This window comes from Paenibacillus borealis (assembly GCF_000758665.1).
Lineage (GTDB): Bacteria > Bacillota > Bacilli > Paenibacillales > Paenibacillaceae > Paenibacillus_AQ > Paenibacillus_AQ borealis.
Genome location: NZ_CP009285.1, coordinates 292,850 through 310,223 on the forward strand (window position 1 = coordinate 292,850; position 17,374 = coordinate 310,223).

At 55.8% G+C, this 17,374-nt stretch carries 10 protein-coding genes; 9 read left to right on the forward strand and 1 reads right to left on the reverse strand.

The genetic code is table 11. From position 1 onward, the window contains the following. Positions 1-59 precede the first annotated feature (59 nt). The 9 genes from PBOR_RS01355 (at position 60) to PBOR_RS01390 (ending at position 15,849) form a co-directional block, all read left to right on the forward strand. Positions 60-2,897, forward strand: a complete 2,838-nt coding sequence (locus PBOR_RS01355) for a beta strand repeat-containing protein (protein ID WP_099052433.1) — start codon at positions 60-62, stop codon at positions 2,895-2,897. A 225-nt stretch (positions 2,898-3,122) separates the two neighbouring features. Next, complete coding sequence (locus tag PBOR_RS01360; protein ID WP_042210094.1) at positions 3,123-4,109, forward strand: ABC transporter permease; 987 nt, start codon at positions 3,123-3,125, stop codon at positions 4,107-4,109. A 16-nt stretch (positions 4,110-4,125) separates the two neighbouring features. Then, positions 4,126-5,019: a carbohydrate ABC transporter permease gene (locus PBOR_RS01365; protein WP_042210095.1), complete on the forward strand. Its 894-nt coding sequence runs from the start codon at positions 4,126-4,128 to the stop codon at positions 5,017-5,019. Between the two features lie 54 nt (positions 5,020-5,073). Then, complete coding sequence (locus tag PBOR_RS01370; protein ID WP_042210096.1) at positions 5,074-6,627, forward strand: ABC transporter substrate-binding protein; 1,554 nt, start codon at positions 5,074-5,076, stop codon at positions 6,625-6,627. A gap of 134 nt (positions 6,628-6,761) precedes the next feature. After that, positions 6,762-10,268, forward strand: coding sequence for a polysaccharide lyase family protein (locus PBOR_RS01375; protein ID WP_042210097.1), 3,507 nt, complete (start codon positions 6,762-6,764; stop codon positions 10,266-10,268). Between the two features lie 160 nt (positions 10,269-10,428). Beyond that, positions 10,429-10,596 (forward strand): hypothetical protein, encoded by a 168-nt coding sequence (locus PBOR_RS37610; protein ID WP_157763949.1) that lies wholly within the window; start codon positions 10,429-10,431, stop codon positions 10,594-10,596. Between the two features lie 713 nt (positions 10,597-11,309). Beyond that, entirely contained in the window at positions 11,310-13,031 is a 1,722-nt protein-coding gene (locus PBOR_RS01380) for a glycoside hydrolase family 3 protein (protein ID WP_042210098.1), read from the forward strand. Further along, positions 13,028-14,122, forward strand: a complete 1,095-nt coding sequence (locus PBOR_RS01385; RefSeq protein ID WP_245648004.1) for a glycoside hydrolase family 88/105 protein — start codon at positions 13,028-13,030, stop codon at positions 14,120-14,122. The genes PBOR_RS01380 and PBOR_RS01385 overlap by 4 nt, the downstream gene beginning before the upstream one ends. A gap of 23 nt (positions 14,123-14,145) precedes the next feature. Further along, entirely contained in the window at positions 14,146-15,849 is a 1,704-nt protein-coding gene (locus tag PBOR_RS01390) for a DUF8769 domain-containing protein (protein ID WP_218918875.1), read from the forward strand. 139 nt (positions 15,850-15,988) lie between these two features. On the opposite strand, the gene hflX is transcribed toward PBOR_RS01390, so the two are convergent. Continuing rightward, on the reverse strand, positions 15,989-17,266 hold the full coding sequence (gene hflX, locus PBOR_RS01395) for a GTPase HflX (protein ID WP_042210100.1): 1,278 nt from the start codon (positions 17,264-17,266) through the stop codon (positions 15,989-15,991). Positions 17,267-17,374 lie beyond the last annotated feature (108 nt).

A 17,374-nucleotide genomic window follows, 5' to 3' on the forward strand; every position in this document is an offset into this window, starting at 1 on the left:
TCTATGAGGGAAGAGATAGATTCTATAATCAAAATCTGCAATTAAAAGGAGACTGGGAAATGAGCTTTTTATCAACGGGACCGCTGGAGAATAATATGGTTGGCGGCGTGAGACCGACTACACAGGTTACGGTCAGAATCGATAACCGCAGCAATACTTCAGCTTCCATGGTATTGGTACAAGGTTATTACATGCTCGGAGGAATAAGAAACCTGTATGTCAGCGAATCACTGAATGTGGCTGCAAACGAAGTGATAACCAACACGTATTACGCGGATCTGGATGCTTTTGAATTTCTGTTTGTCACCCCTGATATGGCGGACGACCCTATCCAGATTTCGCTGTGGGGCAAGAGCAGCACCGGACAGCTGGTAACGGCCCACCGGCTGGTATCTGCCGAATTGCTTGGTGAAACCACAGGGGTTACCGGGGCTACAGGAGCGACCGGAGCTACGGGAGTAACGGGAGCGGCCGGAGTTACCGGGGCAACGGGCGAAGCTGGCGTAACTGGGGCGACTGGTGAAGCTGGAGTTACCGGGGCAACCGGAGAAGCTGGCGTGACTGGGGCGACGGGCGAAGCTGGGGTGACTGGTGCGACGGGCGAAGCTGGGGTGACTGGAGCGACCGGGGAAGCTGGCGCGACTGGGGCAACGGGCGAAGCGGGAGTGACCGGGGCGACAGGCGAAGCTGGCGTGACTGGGGCGACGGGCGAAGCTGGCGTGACCGGTGCGACAGGCGAAGCGGGAGTGACTGGTGCGACGGGCGAAGCTGGCGTGACCGGTGCGACAGGCGAAGCGGGAGTGACCGGGGCGACAGGCCAAGCTGGGGTGACCGGGGCGACAGGCGAAGCTGGGGTGACTGGAGCGACCGGGGAAGCTGGCGCGACTGGGGCAACGGGCGAAGCGGGAGTGACCGGGGCGACAGGCGAAGCTGGGGTGACCGGGGCGACGGGCGAAGCGGGCGTGACTGGAGCGACGGGCGAAGCTGGAGTGACTGGTGCGACAGGCGAAGCTGGGGTGACCGGTGCGACGGGCGAAGCTGGAGTGACTGGAGCGACGGGCGAAGCTGGCGTGACCGGTGCGACGGGCGAAGCTGGCGTGACTGGTGCGACGGGCGAAGCTGGCGTGACTGGTGCAACAGGCGAAGCTGGGGTGACTGGAGCGACCGGGGAAGCTGGCGCGACTGGGGCAACGGGCGAAGCGGGAGTGACCGGTGCGACGGGCGAAGCTGGAGTGACTGGAGCGACGGGCGAAGCGGGAGTGACAGGTGCAACAGGCGAAGCTGGGGTGACTGGAGCGACGGGCGAAGCGGGCGTGACCGGTGCGACGGGCGAAGCTGGAGTGACTGGAGCGACGGGCGAAGCTGGAGTGACTGGAGCAACGGGCGAAGCTGGGGTGACTGGAGCGACCGGGGTAACTGGGGCGACTGGTGTAACTGGGGCGACTGGTGTAACTGGGGCGACAGGCGAAGCTGGGGTAACTGGGGCGACAGGCGAAGCTGGGGTGACTGGGGCAACAGGTGAAGCTGGTGTGACTGGAGCAACGGGAGAAGCAGGAGTGACCGGAGCGACTGGTGTAACTGGGGCGACAGGCGAAGCAGGAGTGACCGGAGCGACTGGTGTGACTGGTGCAACGGGCGAAGCTGGGGTGACTGGAGCGACCGGAGTAACTGGGGCGACAGGCGAAGCTGGTGTAACCGGGGCAACGGGCGAAGCTGGAGTGACTGGAGCGACGGGCGAAGCTGGCGTGACCGGTGCGACGGGTGAAGCTGGCGTGACAGGTGCAACAGGCGAAGCTGGGGTGACTGGAGCGACTGGTGTAACTGGGGCGACTGGTGAAGCTGGAGTTACCGGGGCAACGGGCGAAGCTGGCGTGACCGGTGCGACGGGCGAAGCTGGGGTGACTGGAGCGACGGGCGAAGCTGGCGTGACGGGTGCAACGGGTGAAGCTGGAGTGACTGGAGCGACGGGCGAAGCTGGCGTGACAGGTGCAACAGGCGAAGCTGGGGTGACTGGGGCGACTGGTGAAGCTGGAGTTACCGGGGCAACGGGCGAAGCTGGTGAAACTGGAGCTACAGGCGTGACAGGTGCGACCGGGGTTACCGGTGCGACGGGAGTGGGAGTGACCGGAGCGACAGGTGTAACGGGAGCAACAGGAGACGCAGGCGCGACAGGTGCGACCGGGGTTACCGGTGCGACGGGAGTGGGAGTGACCGGAGCGACAGGTGTAACGGGAGCAACAGGAGACGCAGGCGCGACAGGTGCGACCGGGGTTACAGGTGCGACGGGAGTGGGCGTGACCGGAGCGACTGGTGTTACGGGAGCAACAGGAGACGCAGGCGTGACAGGTGCGACCGGGGTTACCGGTGCGACGGGAGTGGGAGTGACCGGAGCAACCGGAGCGACAGGGCCCAATATTGCAACGGAAGGCTTCTCGGCATTTCTGCCTTCGTTCTCGGCAGCAGCCAGCACACAGCTTACAGGCTGGACGGTGACGACACCTTATTACGACAGCGCGACTTTTAACGAAACAACAGGTAACTACACGATCCCGGCCACAGGCAGATATTCGTTTGAGGCGACCATTAACTACAGCACTACGGCTGCGATTTCAGTTGCGTTGGGTGCGGGAGTAAATCCGGCTTTTGTAGTGCGGAGAACGTCCCCTACGGTAACAGATCTGGTAACCGGACTCTTCCCTCTGCTGAATGTTAACATCGCACTGCTGTTGTCACTCCGGACGATATTAGGGAACGGTACGGTGACATTAACGGGTGAGTTTGAACTGACGGCAGGCGACGTAATCGGACTATTCTACGCAGCAGATGGACTAACAATTCCGCTGGATCTTGGCGGCTCCTCCTCGGGCGTTGTGTGGTCTGTGCACAGACTGACTTAATACAATGAATCCGTACGAAATTACAGGTATCCTCTAAAATACCAAAGGGCGCGCCACAGTATTATTGTGGAGCGCCCTTTTTGGTATGACTACAAATCCACAATCCTAAACTCCGTAGGATTTTGAACTTTTATTATAGATGGCCTTATTTAGCATCAGCCGTTCTCCGGCTACACTTAAGTCATGGAAGAGAGAGACTGCTGAAGGAATCAGGAGGCGGAAGGAATGATTACTCAAGAGAAGAGAAGCGCAGCCGGAGCAAGCAGCAGCTTGCCTGTGCGCAGGAGTACGAAGAGAGGGTCCATGCTAAAGCATCTGCTGAAGCACAAAGTTCTGCTGCTGATGCTGCTGCCGGGCGTGCTTTTTTTGCTGGTCAATAATTATCTGCCGATGTTCGGGATCATTATTGCCTTTAAGAATATTAACTATGTGGACGGGATTCTCGGCAGTCCGTGGGTGGGGCTGGATAACTTCAAATTTCTGTTCGCAACCTCAGATGCCTGGATCATTACCCGTAATACGGTGCTCTACAACTTCGTGTTTATTATTCTCAACCTGGTGATTGCCGTATCGATCGCGATTGCCCTGAATGAGCTGAAGAATAAGCTGGCCGCCAAGTTTTATCAGAGCATCATGTTCTTCCCGTACTTCTTGTCGATGGTTGTGGTGAGCTATCTGGTGTTCGCTTTTCTGAATGTTGAATACGGTTTCATCAATAAAGGGATCTTCGCCTTGTTCGGGCTGGATGAGCTGAACTGGTATTCCGAGCCGAAATATTGGCCGTTCATTCTGCCGCTGATCAACCTCTGGAAAGGGGTGGGCTATGGCTGTGTCATCTATCTGGCGGCCATCATCGGCATTGACAATGAGTATTATGAAGCAGCCCTGATCGACGGTGCCAGCAAGTGGAAGCAGATCCTGCATATCACGATTCCGCTGATCCGTCCGGTCATTATCATCACAACGATTCTGGCCATCGGCGGCATCTTCCGCTCCGACTTCGGTCTGTTCTACCAGACTACGCTGAATTCCGGAGCACTGTACCCGACGACACTGGTCATCGACACATATGTCTACAACGCGCTGATCAATATGGGTAACCTGGGCATGTCCGCAGCAGCCGGATTGTATCAGTCGGTGGTCGGCTTCTTCCTGGTCCTCGGCTCGAACTGGATTGTGCGCAAGGTCGACAAAGACCAGGCGGTATTCTAAAAAGGAGTGGAAATCCGTGGCTAATAACGAAATATCCAAATTCACCAACATCATTCTCCATGTTATTTTTATCATCCTGTCCATTACCTGCCTGCTGCCGATTGTACTCGTCTTCATGATTTCCATTACCGATTATGATTACATCGTGCTGAACGGATATCAATTTATCCCGGAGAAGCTCAGCCTGGAAGCCTATGCGTATATCTTCAAGGATTACAGCGTGGTATTAAAAGCGTACGGCGTGTCCTTCTTCGTCACCATCACCGGAACGCTGGTCAGTGTATTTATCTCTTCGCTGTATGCGTATCCGATTTCACGGACCGATTTCAGATACCGGGGATTCTTCGCCTTCCTGATCTTCTTCACCATGCTGTTCGGCGGCGGACTGGTGCCCTGGTATATGGTCTATACGCAAGTGCTTGATCTCAAGAACTCCATCTGGGCACTCATCGTGCCGATGCTGCTGTCGCCGTTCAATGTGCTGATCATGAAAACTTATTTCCAGATGAGTGTACCGCCTGCGCTGATCGAAGCCTCCACAATCGACGGGGCCGGAGAGCTGCGGACGTTCTTCCAGATTGTTTTCCCGCTGTCCCTGCCGGTGTTCGCCACGATTGGGCTGTTCAATACGCTGCATTACTGGAATGACTGGTTCAACAGCATGATCTTCATCACCGATACAGACCTCTATTCCCTGCAGTACCTGATGTACAAAATGATCTCCCAGGCGGATTACCTGAGCCGCAACGGGGCACTCATTCAGGGCTCGGCCACCGAGCTGGCCAAATTGCCGGGGGAAACGATCCGCATGGCGATGGCGCTGATTGGCATTGGACCGATCGTGCTCGCCTATCCGTTCTTCCAGCGGTATTTCATCAAAGGCTTGACGCTTGGCTCGATTAAAGGCTAACCTCGGAATCAACCGATTAGCATATATTGTTCAATCAAGGGGAGGAAACAAAGTATGGCAGGTAAAAAAGTCACGGGTCTACTGCTGTCGCTTGTACTTATGGTTGGGTTTACCCTAGCCGGCTGCTCCGGGAATAACAACAATACCGCTGCTCCTACGGAGAAGGCAGGGGAGAGCACCACGGCTCCGGCAGCCACTAAGGAAGCTACTGCAACTGAGGCGGCCGGGACAGAAGCGCCGGATGCGCTGGAACCGGTTGAGCTGTCGCTGTATCTGCCCGGCGGGCCGGATAAGGATGTGGCTTCTGTAGAGCAGGAGATCAATGCGTATCTGAAGGATAAAATAAATGCCACGATCAAGATCAACCAGCTGAGCTGGGATAAACCGGCCGATAAGGTCAACCTGATGATTCAGTCCGGCGAAGTGTTCGATATGGTCTACACCTGGAACTTCATGACCAATGCCGCGAAGGGTGCGTATCTGCCGCTGGAAGAGCTGATCGAAACCTATGCCAAGGAAACGAAGGCACAGATCAATCCTGCTTACCTGCAGGCGGCTACTGTAAACGGACATTTGTATGCGATTCCAACAGAGAAAGAGCTGGGCCAGTCCGTCGGATTTGCTTTTGACAAAGCGATTGTCGATAAATACGGCTTCGATGTGAACAGCATCAAGAAGCTGGAGGATATTGAACCGATGCTGAAGACGATTAAGGAGAAAGAACCAACTCTCTCCCCGCTGTTCATGAACCATACCGACAGTCTGAACTGGTTCACCGCATATCCGGAAAGTGAAGACCTCGACGGCAGCAATGAAATCCCGACGCTGCTCGATTACAAAACGATGAAGGTATTCAATGAATACGATACTCCGGAAATTGTGGAACGGCTGAAGCTGATCCGCAGCTGGTATGAAGCGGGCTATATTAACAAGAACGGTGCCACAGACAAGACCGAGCTGAAGGATGCGGTCAAAAGCGGCAAGGCCTGGTTCGTCTACGGCAATATGAATCCGACCTCCACTAATGACTGGACCCGGCTCGCCGAGAAGCCGATGATCATCAAGACGCTGCTGCCGGTTGGGGTCAGCACCAAGAGTCTGCAGGGCTCCATGCTCGCCATCTCCAGAACCTCCAAAAACCCTGAACGGGCCATGATGTTCATGAATCTGATCCATACCGATCCGGTGCTCTATAACCTGCTGACCTTCGGAATTGAGGGCAAGCATTACAAGAAGCTGGAGAACAACACGGTGGAGTTTATTCCGGACAGCGGCTACAACTCCGTATCTTCCTGGATGATCGGGAACGTACTGCTGAACTACCTGAACAAGGACGAAGATCCGAACCGCGTACAGCTGTACACCGACTGGAACAAGAACTCTGCCGTTTCCCCGGTCATCGGTTTTGTCTTCGATTCGACCAAGGTGCAGTCGCAGATCGGCGCACTGATTAATATTACGAAGCAATATAAGAACACCCTCTACTCCGGGGAAAAGGACCCTGAACCGGTCCTGAAGGAAATGAACAGCAAGCTGAAGGCCGCAGGCCTGGATGCTGTAATTACTGAAATTCAAACGCAACTGGATGCTTTTCTGGCCGCCAAATAAGCAGCTGAGGCCATAGCACGCCCGGTATTCATAGCAAGCAGTCCCAGCGGCCGCTTGCCGGATACCGGGTATTCTCATTCGCTGAACCAGCATTTGGGGAGCCCTTATCTTATTCTCAAGAAGAGGGTGTTAATGTGCGAAATCAGAAGATTACAGGCAAGTTGCTCATTACTGTTCTGGTGCTGATGTCCGTTCTGGCGCCTGGCGGGCGAATTCTGTCCGCCGGACCGCCAGCGGCACTGACTGCTGTGCAAGAAATGAAGTCACCTGCAGTGCCACCGCCACCTGTGGCTGAATCTTCCTTGGGCAGGACAGTCACAGAAGATACTTATCAGCCGCCCACGCTGCTCTGGCAGGTAGGAGAGCAGGATAACAGCTCCGCAGAATTTACGGTATTTCAGGATGTGTACAGTGAGAATATTACCCTCCCCGCAAATCCCATGAACTGGAATACCCTCTCCAAGGGCATGAAGGCAGACCACAACGGTACCATGAATCTCACCTTTGACTTAGACGAAGTCCCTCTCTACGGCGTGGAGTACAGCTTCAAAGTTATAGATGCAAGTACTGCCATACCACAGCTGGCCGTATTCGCAAACGGCAGCTTCAGCGGGCTTATTCAGATAACCGGCTTGAATGATGGAGAAACCCCGCTTGCGCGCACATGGAAACAAACCTATAAGCTCTACATTCCCAAAGAACAACTGAAGACCGGTGAGAATAAAATTAAGCTGACTCTGGACCGGGGGTTGTATGCAGATCCGCTATCTCCAGGCTATGACGGGGATCAGTATCTGTGGTTCGAGTGGGATTATTTCAGGCTGGATGCGCTGGAGGAGCCGGCCACAGAGCCCATACACGGACGGTATGTCCATCTGGGAAGCGCGATTGCCGCGTCCACCTTCAGATACGACGAGAATGCGATCCGCCATCTGGCACCGATGGCCAAATGGCTGGGCATTGCCTACAGCGGCAACTGGATGCGCACCTCCTTCTGGTCCGATACCAGCGCAGGCTGGGACCCGCTGGGGCGGACTTATCTGGAGACGCTGCGCGACCTTAATCTGGAGCCGATGGTGAATATTATCGGAGGGAACTGGAAGGGCAACACTGAGCTGGCCGCCGGATCCATCCCTGCGGCACTGCGGAGCTATTATGCCGGGTTCGTCAGCAAATTCGGCGACCTGTACCAATATGCAGAAACAGGCAATGAGCCGGGATTATTCGGCTGGGCACAGAAGGCGGTGCTGGCCGTTCATGAGCTGATGGATGAGGAAAGGCAGACCAACAGCCAGCCGTACCTGAAGATTGTTGCCCCCGGCTGGGCGTACTGGCCGTATAACGGAACACCTGACGGCTGGGAGCGGGATGCCGGCCAGCGGGCACCGATTGAAGCGCAGTCGGATGTGACCAACGGCCACAGCTACGGCGGCACCGGGGTTCAGCCTTTGCCGGGCGGAAGCCTGTATGAGAATCTGCGCGTGTACAGCGAAGCGGATGAAGGCTTCGGCAAAGAAATGGCGATGAGTGAGACCGGCAGCAACGACAATCATTCCGACAATACGAAATATGGCACGTATGCGTACAGGTTCGCCTCTGCTTTTGACCGGGAGCTGCGGGGGGATATCGGTTATGTGGATCATATTATGCAGCATGCCGCCTTCTTCAATGACGGGACGGAGTTTGGGCTGTTTGATTCCGCGATCAACTGGAATACGCACCGCTACGAAGATACAGCAGCGGTGCCGGCCAATATCAACGAATCCGGGGAGACCCGGCTGAAGACGTTCCGCAGACTGGCCGCCGCTTATGCGACCCATGGAAGTCCGCTCAGCTACGAAGTTCTCAATGCATCTGCATTAACCGGGCTCAAGGCTTATTTCCGCGCGGTCGATACCTCGGCGCTGGGCGCCACAGCCATAGGTGCTTCGTCCGACAAAATTCTGCTGAACTTCGTCAACTTTGAGAAGTCGCCGGTGACGATGCAGGTGAAGGTTGCGATGCCTTCCAGCGGAATCTATACCGGGGAACGCTTCGGTGCAGGAGATACCTATGCAGCAGCTTACTCCCGGGTTCAGCTGACAGCAACACCGTATATTACCCTTACGGTTTCGCTGGGTGCCGGGGAGACCGTGCAGTATATTCTGGATGAGCAGGAGAGCACTGTGCCATCCGCTCCGGCCAGCCCGGCAGCACTGGCAGTGAGCCATGAGCAGATCAGGCTGACTTGGAATGCCTCAACGGACAATGACGCGGTCGTCAGCTACAACGTGTACCGTGACGGCGGGACGGTTCCCGTAATCAATGTTCCTGGACGGCTTACCTTCTGGAGTGACTATACCGTAGCGCCCCAGACCACTTATAGCTACACCGTTCAGGCTGTTGACGATTCCGGCAATCTATCGCCGCCCAGCGCGGCTGTATCTGCAACCACACCGGTAATGCCGGTTACGCCGCATGTCACGGGAGATCCGGCCAAATTCGAGGCGGAGGCCACCTCGTTTGCCCTGCCGCTGAAGATCAGCAATAACAGCAGCGCCTCGGGAGGGAAGGTAGTCGAGCAGACGCATGGCGGGGGGCTGGCCATTCAAGGCTTCTACTCCACAAGCGGCGGCAGCTACACCTTAACTATTGCATACGCTTCCAACCAGGAGTCGAAAAAAAATATCCTCGTTAACGGCGTGAAGCAGTCCACGGTTACGCTGCCCTCTACGGGAAGCTGGACTGCCAATATAACTGCACGGCAGTATGGGATTACACTCCAGCCGGGCTATAACACGATTAGCTTCACCTCGGCGGGCAACGGGGCGAATATCGATTATTTCAGGCTGGAAGAGGGGCTGTATGTTCCGGTCTCCGCGTGGTACCCGGTTGCGCATAATCATGCTTACATCGACTATACCGGGTTCGAGACCGCGCCGAATGGAGTCTCCCATGTGACCTATGGACCGGATGCGTCGGCAGGGTTTAGCTTTAACGGCACCGGCGTCCGCTGGAGATCGGATATCAAAAGCGATATGGGCAGTGCTGACGTCTATATCGACGGCGAATATATGGAGACGATAGTGATTCCGCAGGCCGGACTTGAGGGGGATCATAAAATCGTCTACGAGCTGACGGGTCTGGATTACGGACTGCACCGGATTGAAATTACAGGCACTGAGGGGAAAATCATGGTCAGCGGCCTGGAATTTGAGAGCTATGAAGCTGTACTGCCGGCTCCGGGGCCGGATCTGACAGTGACGGATATCGGCTGGAATATCGTGAACAGCGATGGCAGCCCTTCGGCGCATACCACTCCGCAGCTGGGGGATTCGCTGATTTTCTGGGCCAAAGTGAAGAACATCGGCGTCCGCCCTACACCGCTGAACACTTCAACCGGATTCGGACAGATCACCGGCGGCGCCTTCTCGGTAAATGGCGGAGTCGTCTCCTGGTCTGATACCCATAATAGCGTAATCCAGCCTGGTGAAGAGCTCACATTAACGGCCAACAGCAGCGCTCAAGGAACACCCCGCTGGACAGTGCCAACGATTGGCAGCTTCACCATCAGCTTCTTTGTGAATGATATCTGGCGTTATGAAGAGATGAACAAGGAGAATAACAAATTAAGTGAGACCCTGTTCATCAGTCTGCCCTGACGGGGGGATTACCACAGGCTCGGGCTCGCGAATAAAGACTTATGCTCCCCGCGTGCTTTGAAGTGTGAAGCGGCGGGGAGTTTTTATTGTACAGGAAATCAGGGTAGTCGCCAACTGTGGGTAATATGTGCATAAATTTGTGGATAAGTTAATTTGAAGTATGGCATTTGAAATTTTAAATGTTGAGCAGATTCGTCTGATGGACGAATTTATCCTTGTTTCCGGAATGCCTCTGAATCCGCCGAAAGCGTGCGGTATGGGGAAAACAAAGGGAAAAATCCCTCTGATGCAGCCGGAAGTGGGCGGTACGAGGAAAACAAAGGGATAAATCCCTCTGATGCCGCCGAAAGTGGGCAGTATGGGGAAAATAAAGGGATAAATCCCTCTGATGCCGCCGAAAGTGGGCAGTATGGGGAAAACAAATGGAAAAGTCCCTCTGATGCCGCCGAAAGTGGGCCGCAGGCGTGAATGAGGAGCAGAAGTGCCCCTGAATACGCCGAAAACGGGCGTCAGGGGTGAAAGAGGGGCAAAAGTGCCCCTGAATCCGCCGAAAGTGGGCGTCAGGCGTGAATGAGGAGCAGAAGTGCCCCTGAATCCGCCGAAAGTGGGCGTCAGGCGTGAATCAGGAGCATTAGTGCACTTGATTTCACTAGATGCGGGTCAAAGGAAGAAATGAAGAGCATTAGTGTGCTTGCTTACAACGGAGGCTGCTTCGGAATTAGTGTGAGTGGAGAATTGTGAGGTGGCCCTTATATCTACATTAGCTGTACAGGTCACATACCCTCAACCCCCGCAACCCCGCAACCCCGCAACCCCCCCATACTCCACATACCCTCCAGCTTGATTCACCTTTAGGGTGATTTTGTTGACCGGTAAGAATATATTTACGAGGCCCGGCAAAAAAACTAAGTAATCAAAGAAGTTAAGACCTGCTTTGTGGGGGATTATAGAATTTTAAACTTAAAATTATAGCTGGCTTTATTTAGAGCGGCCCTGCTTTTCGGTACACTTGGAATAGAAATGACCAGGAGGAATCGGACCATGCAGAGGCCGTTAAGCAAGGAAGAGCAGGAGTGGGTGGAGCGCACGCTGGAAGCTATGAGCTTGCGGGAGCTCATCGGGCAGACCATGCAGGATCATGCAGGCAGACTGCCGTTCAAGGGGGATGATGAGGCCGCTCTTCGCGGGTATCTGGCACAATATCCGGTGGGGAGCTTCTTTATTGGCGGAGAGGTCATTCAGAAGGCTGCGGGTAAAGCGGAGGATTACCGGGACTGGACCGTGATGCTGCAGAGAATCAGCAAGGTCCCCCTGCTGTTCTCCGGTGATCTGGAATTCGGGGCCGGCTCTGCAGTCAAAAGCCTCACAGCCTTCCCGCCCCTTCTTGCCCTTGCTGCAGCCGATGATGAAGCGCTGGCATATGAATACGGTAAATATACAGCGATGGAAGGCCGGGCAGCCGGATTCACCTGGGCGCTGGCACCGGGGACGGATCTTCTGCTGAACTGGATGAATCCCGTCATTACTACCCGCTGTCTCGGGGATGATGCCGGGCGGGCGGCACGCCTGTCTGCGGCCGTCATGCGCGGGATGCAGGATTATGGTATTGCGGCTTGCGCCAAGCATTTCCCTGGGGACGGGGTAGATTACAGGGATCAGCATATCATCACTACGATTAATAGCTTGTCTGAAGAGGAATGGTTCTCCACTTACGGACATGTGGCTCAGACAATCATCGATCAGGGTGTGATGTCCTATATGACCGGACATATCGCCCTTCCCTGGATCGATGGCGGAGATGCTGCCGCGAAGCCGGTACCTGCGACCGTATCGGAGCGCATCACTACGGAGCTGCTGCGGGAGCGAATGGGCTTCGATGGGGTGGTGCTGTCGGATGCACTGGATATGGGCGGTTTTCTGGCCTGGGGAGATTATGAGAAGCGCATTATCGATTGCTTCAATTGCGGCACGGATGTGCTGCTCTGGCCGGGCGTGAGGTATTTCGCGGTGATGGAGCAGGCGGTAGCGGACGGGCGGGTAAGCCGGGAACGGCTGACAGCCAGCGTCCGGCGGATTCTGGAGATGAAGGCCCGGCTTGGAGTGCAGTTCACCAGCACTGCGGGAGAAGACGGGATGGCGTTGCCGCTGCTGGATGACAAGCTGCCGCCGAAGCTGGACCGGCAGGTTAGACAATTAAGCCGGGAGCTTGCCGGGCGCTGCATTACGGTGGTCCGCAACCGGACCGGCCAGCTGCCCCTGAATCCGCAGACAGTGCGCCGGGTGCTGGTGATCATGCTGAACAAGGTGACGGAAGGACGCAAATACGAGCGGATGAATCTCTTCGTTGAGCAGCTTAAGGCAAGAGGGCTGCAGGTCGATATCCTGGATGAATTCGAACCGCTGACTACACTACGGCAATGGGAGCAGTCGGGGATATCTTGGGATGCTGCTTTTGCACCGTATTTCCTGCCGCTGCACGGGATGATGAATACGGCCCGTCCGGTGGGCGAAGCGGCTAAGGCCATCTGGGCTATGCAGCATGCGGAGACGATTAAGCCGATCGGCATTTCTTTTGCATCGCCGTATTTGCTTCAGGATATTCCTTTCCTGGATACGCTGGTGAACGCTTATTCACTGCATGAGGATACGGTAGAGCTAACGGTCAAAGCGCTGTTCGGAGAAATTCCGTTTCAGGGAAACTCTCCGGTCCATGCGGATTCTCAGGATGATTATCACGGTTCAAGGGGGCTTCAGAAGACTTGAGTACGAAGCGGGAGTTACAAGAGAAGCTGAATCTTATATTCGAATACATGAGATCTCCCCGGCATGAGGGCAATTGGGGAATGGATATCCATCACTGGGACTGGGTGCCCGGCGTCGGTGTAATCTCATTAATGGAATATGGAACGGCCACCGGTGCAGATAAGGTAATTGATTATCTGCTGTTCTGGGTGAACCAGAATAAGCGTAAGGCAGAGGGGGTCCAGGTCATTAACGCTCTGGCTCCATATGCCCTGTTTCCTGAGCTGTACCGGCTGACCGGGGACACCTGGTTTCTGGGCAAAGCTCAGGAAATTGCCGGATGGATGCTGGAGACTGCGCCGCGGACCCGGGAAGGAGCGCTGGAGCATACCGTGACCGAGGCTGTAGACTTCCCGGAACAGGTGTGGGCGGACACGGTGTACATGGCCGTGCTGTTCCTGGCAAGGCTTGCCGGGCTGACCGGCGACCGCGGGCTTGCTGAAGCTGCCCTGCAGCAGACCCTGCTGCATCTGCGCCTGCTGCAGGACCCGGCGACGGGGCTGCTGTTCCACGGCTGGAACTGCCGGGACGGCAGCCATATGTCGGCAGCCCGCTGGGCCCGGGCCAACGCTTGGGTTGCGCTGGCCGTTCCCGGGATTGTGGCAGAGACCGGGCGCGTAGTTGCCGTCCCGGAAGAGCTCTGCAGCCGCTACCGCACGCTCGCTTCCGCATTGCAGCGGGTTCAGGGAGCAAGCGGGTTGTGGCATACGGTGCTCGACCGGCCGGATTATTATGAGGAAACATCGGCCAGCGCCGGGATTGCCTGCGGCTTCCTCAAGGCGGTGAAGGGCGGACTGCTGGATGACTCTTTTCTGGAGAGTGCCGGAAAGGCCCTTGAGGGAATCCTTCCGCTCATCACTGGAGACGGTGAGGTGCAAGGGGTGTCGGGAGGCACTCCGGTCATGCCTTCAATCGAAGCATATAACGCAATTGAACGATATCCGGCATTGTATGGACAGGGGCTGGTGATGCAGCTGCTGACAGAGGCGCTGACCCTGCAGCGCCCGCTGCAGAAGGCTCGGCAGAACCCTGAAAGAAAGGCAGGAAGATGACTGTGAAGGAAACCGCAGAGCCTGTGAATAGAGAGATTAACCAGCTGCAGCTGCTGATTCAAAAAATGGCCGGACTGGAGTCCCGTTATGATCCGGGCATCAGCATGCTGCGTTCACCATTTAGCAGCCCGGGCTATCATACGACCCTGAAGCAGGCGGAGTTCGTGCATTCCACGAGAGATTCGCTCTCTTATGCACTCGGGCTGCTCGACACGGGGCTGGCCCGTTATGAACAGCGGGCATTCGATATCATCCGGCAGGTGATCTCCCTGCAGGATACCGACCGGAGCCATGACACCTTCGGGATCTGGTCCTGGTTCTATGAGGAGCCGCTGCAGCAGATGGCGCCTCCGGACTGGAACTGGGCCGATTTCTGCGGCAGCCGGCTGGTTCAGGCGATCGCACGCCATGGTCACCGCTTCCCGGACGGCCTGCGGGAAGCGATGATCCATTCCATTGATTATGCCTGCGAGGCGATTATCAAGCGCAATGTCGGTCCGGATTATACGAATATTGCGATTATCGGAGCTTTTGTCACGAGAATTGCCGGGGAGCAGTTGGGGCGTGAGGATTATGCGGTGTACGGTCTGGAGCGGCTAAGGAAGCTGCATGCCCATACCATGAAGCACGGGGCTTTTCAGGAATACAACAGTCCGGTCTACACCTACATTGCCATTCTGGAGCTGTCGAAGCTTCAGGCCGAAACCACGGACAGCGTGGTCAAAGAACTGACCGGAGAACTGCTTGATCTGACCTGGAAGACGGTCGCCGGTTATTATCACCCTGCCACGGCTCAGTGGTCGGGGCCGCATTCCCGTTGTTACGGGTCGCTGCTGAATGATCAGAGTAAGGCTTTTCTGCAATTGGCGACAGGAGGAGCGGTGAGGTTCTTCCCCTGGGAGGAGCTGCCTTACGAGGAAGAATGGTATAAGAGCGGCATTCACTGTCCGCCTGCTTATCTGGAAGGGTTCACGGTTCCGGAAAAGAAGGAAATAAGACAGCTCCTGCAAGGGGACGGGCAGGACGGCAGCGGCAAATGGGCGGTCACCTATCTGACTCCAGCAGTTAGTATCGGTTCCTTCACACATAGTGATCTGTGGAACCAAAGACGGCCGCTGCTGATCTATGCAGACAATCATGGCCAGCCGGCCTATATCCGGCTCCGCTGCCTGCATGACGGCTATGACTATTGCTCCGCACGCTTCAAATCGCTGCAGGAAGCAGGGCATTTGCTGTTCGGTGTAGATTTCATTACGGACGGCGGCGATACTCATCCGAATCTCGACCGGACCGGCGGCATCATTGAGGCCGCAGATCTGCGGCTGCGGCTGGAGGTTGGCGGCTGCCTGAATGGAATCACCGCCGGGCCTACAGACGAAGGGGCGAGCATCGTCGTTGGAGGAACTGAGTTTATCTTGACGACCTGGTTTGCGGCATTCAGCGGACATGGGGGTGCGGTGCGCAGCTGGGCTTGGGAAATTGATAGGGCAGAAGACATTATAAATATCGATATGATTCTCTATACGGGTCCGCGCAAAAGCATTGATTTCACCTCTTTACAGCAGGCAGCGCTGGTATTCTCACTGGAGGTACAGCCGGAGGAGGAAGAGGGAGTTCATGCTGAACCGGTTCTGGAGATGACGGATGACGGCGGGCTGCGGGTGAACGGCAGCGGCGGAAGGGACGGAGAGTTCCTGCTTCATTTGCGTCCCGGCACGGCAGAATAAGGCGGACCGATCCGCTGCCCCGGTTCTTTACGAGGTTTACTGCTGGAGGCATTCGCTGCTTCCGGTGCTTCCATATACAACAACAGGAGCAGGTCCCGGTAAGAGTACCGGGGCCTGCTCCTGTTACATAAAGAAGATTCTACTGCGTGAGCTCTACGAAATCTCCCCGGAACCGCTCATAATCGGCGGCCCGGCACTCCAGCTTAAGGCGTGTGCCCTGCTCTTCGTAGCTGACAGACTGCACATCGGCATGCTCATTGAAGTAAGAGACGATGCTGCCCCGGTCGAATGGGACCAGAATCTCACACTGAATATAGTCGGTAAAGACCCGGCTGCGGATCAGTTCGGTAAGCTCGGTAATTCCGCGGTTCTTCAGCGCAGAGAGCGTTACTGAATTCTCCTGGACCTGCGGATAAGGCTGATCCGTCAGATCGGCTTTGTTGTAGGCATACAGGGTGGGAATTCCGTCAGCACCCAGCGCCTTCAGGGTCTCATCCGTTACAGCCATATGCTGCTCATGCTGCGGATCGGAAATATCAACCACATGGATCAGCAGATCCGCTTCCGTGACCTCTTCCAGCGTCGAGCGGAACGCCTTGACCAGATGATGGGGCAGCTGGCTGACGAAACCGACGGTATCCGTTAGCAGGAAGGTTTTGTGATCGGGCAGCTCGATGCTGCGCACCGATGTCTCAAGAGTGGCGAACAGCATATCCTTGGCAAAAACACCCTTGCCCGAGCCGGGATGATAGGTTTCCACCAGTGTATTCATTAAGCTGGACTTGCCGGTATTGGTGTAGCCCACGAGACAAACGACAGGCACCTCATTCTTATGGCGCTGCTTACGCTGAATCTGGCGTCTCGAGACCTGTGCCTGCAGCTCCAGTTGCAGCACCGAGATGCGCTCCTCGATTCTTCTGCGGTCCAGCTCCAGCTTCGTCTCCCCGGCACCCCTGTTCTTCAGGCCGGTTCCGCCTCCGCCGCCTTGTCTGCCCAGCGATTCGCGCAAGCCCGTCAGGCGGGGAAGCATGTACTGCAGCTGCGCTACTTCCACCTGGAGCTGGGCTTCCTTAGTCTTGGCCCGCTGCGCGAAGATGTTCAGGATCAGAATCGTCCGGTCAATGACCTGACGGTCAAGCGTGGATTCCAAGTTGCGGATCTGGGATGGCGACAGCTCGTCATTGAAAATAACGATGGGCGCTTCATGCTGCTCCATCAGCAGAGCCAGCTCCTGGATTTTGCCGGTTCCGATGTAATGCGAGGGATTCACCCGGCTGGACTTCTGGCTGAGCTCAGCCACCACCTCAATATCGCAGGCAGCTGCCAGATTGCGCAGCTCCTCCATGGCATAATCGAAGTTATTGTCATTCTGCAGCTGTACACCCACGATGACTGCTTTTTGTTGTAAGGATTCCATATATTGTTCAACCTCCATTGTTAAATTTGGGCACAAAAAAGCACAGGCAGTCTGCCTGTGCTTAAGGGATTATGAGGAACAACAGAATAGGGTCCTGTAGAAACGTTA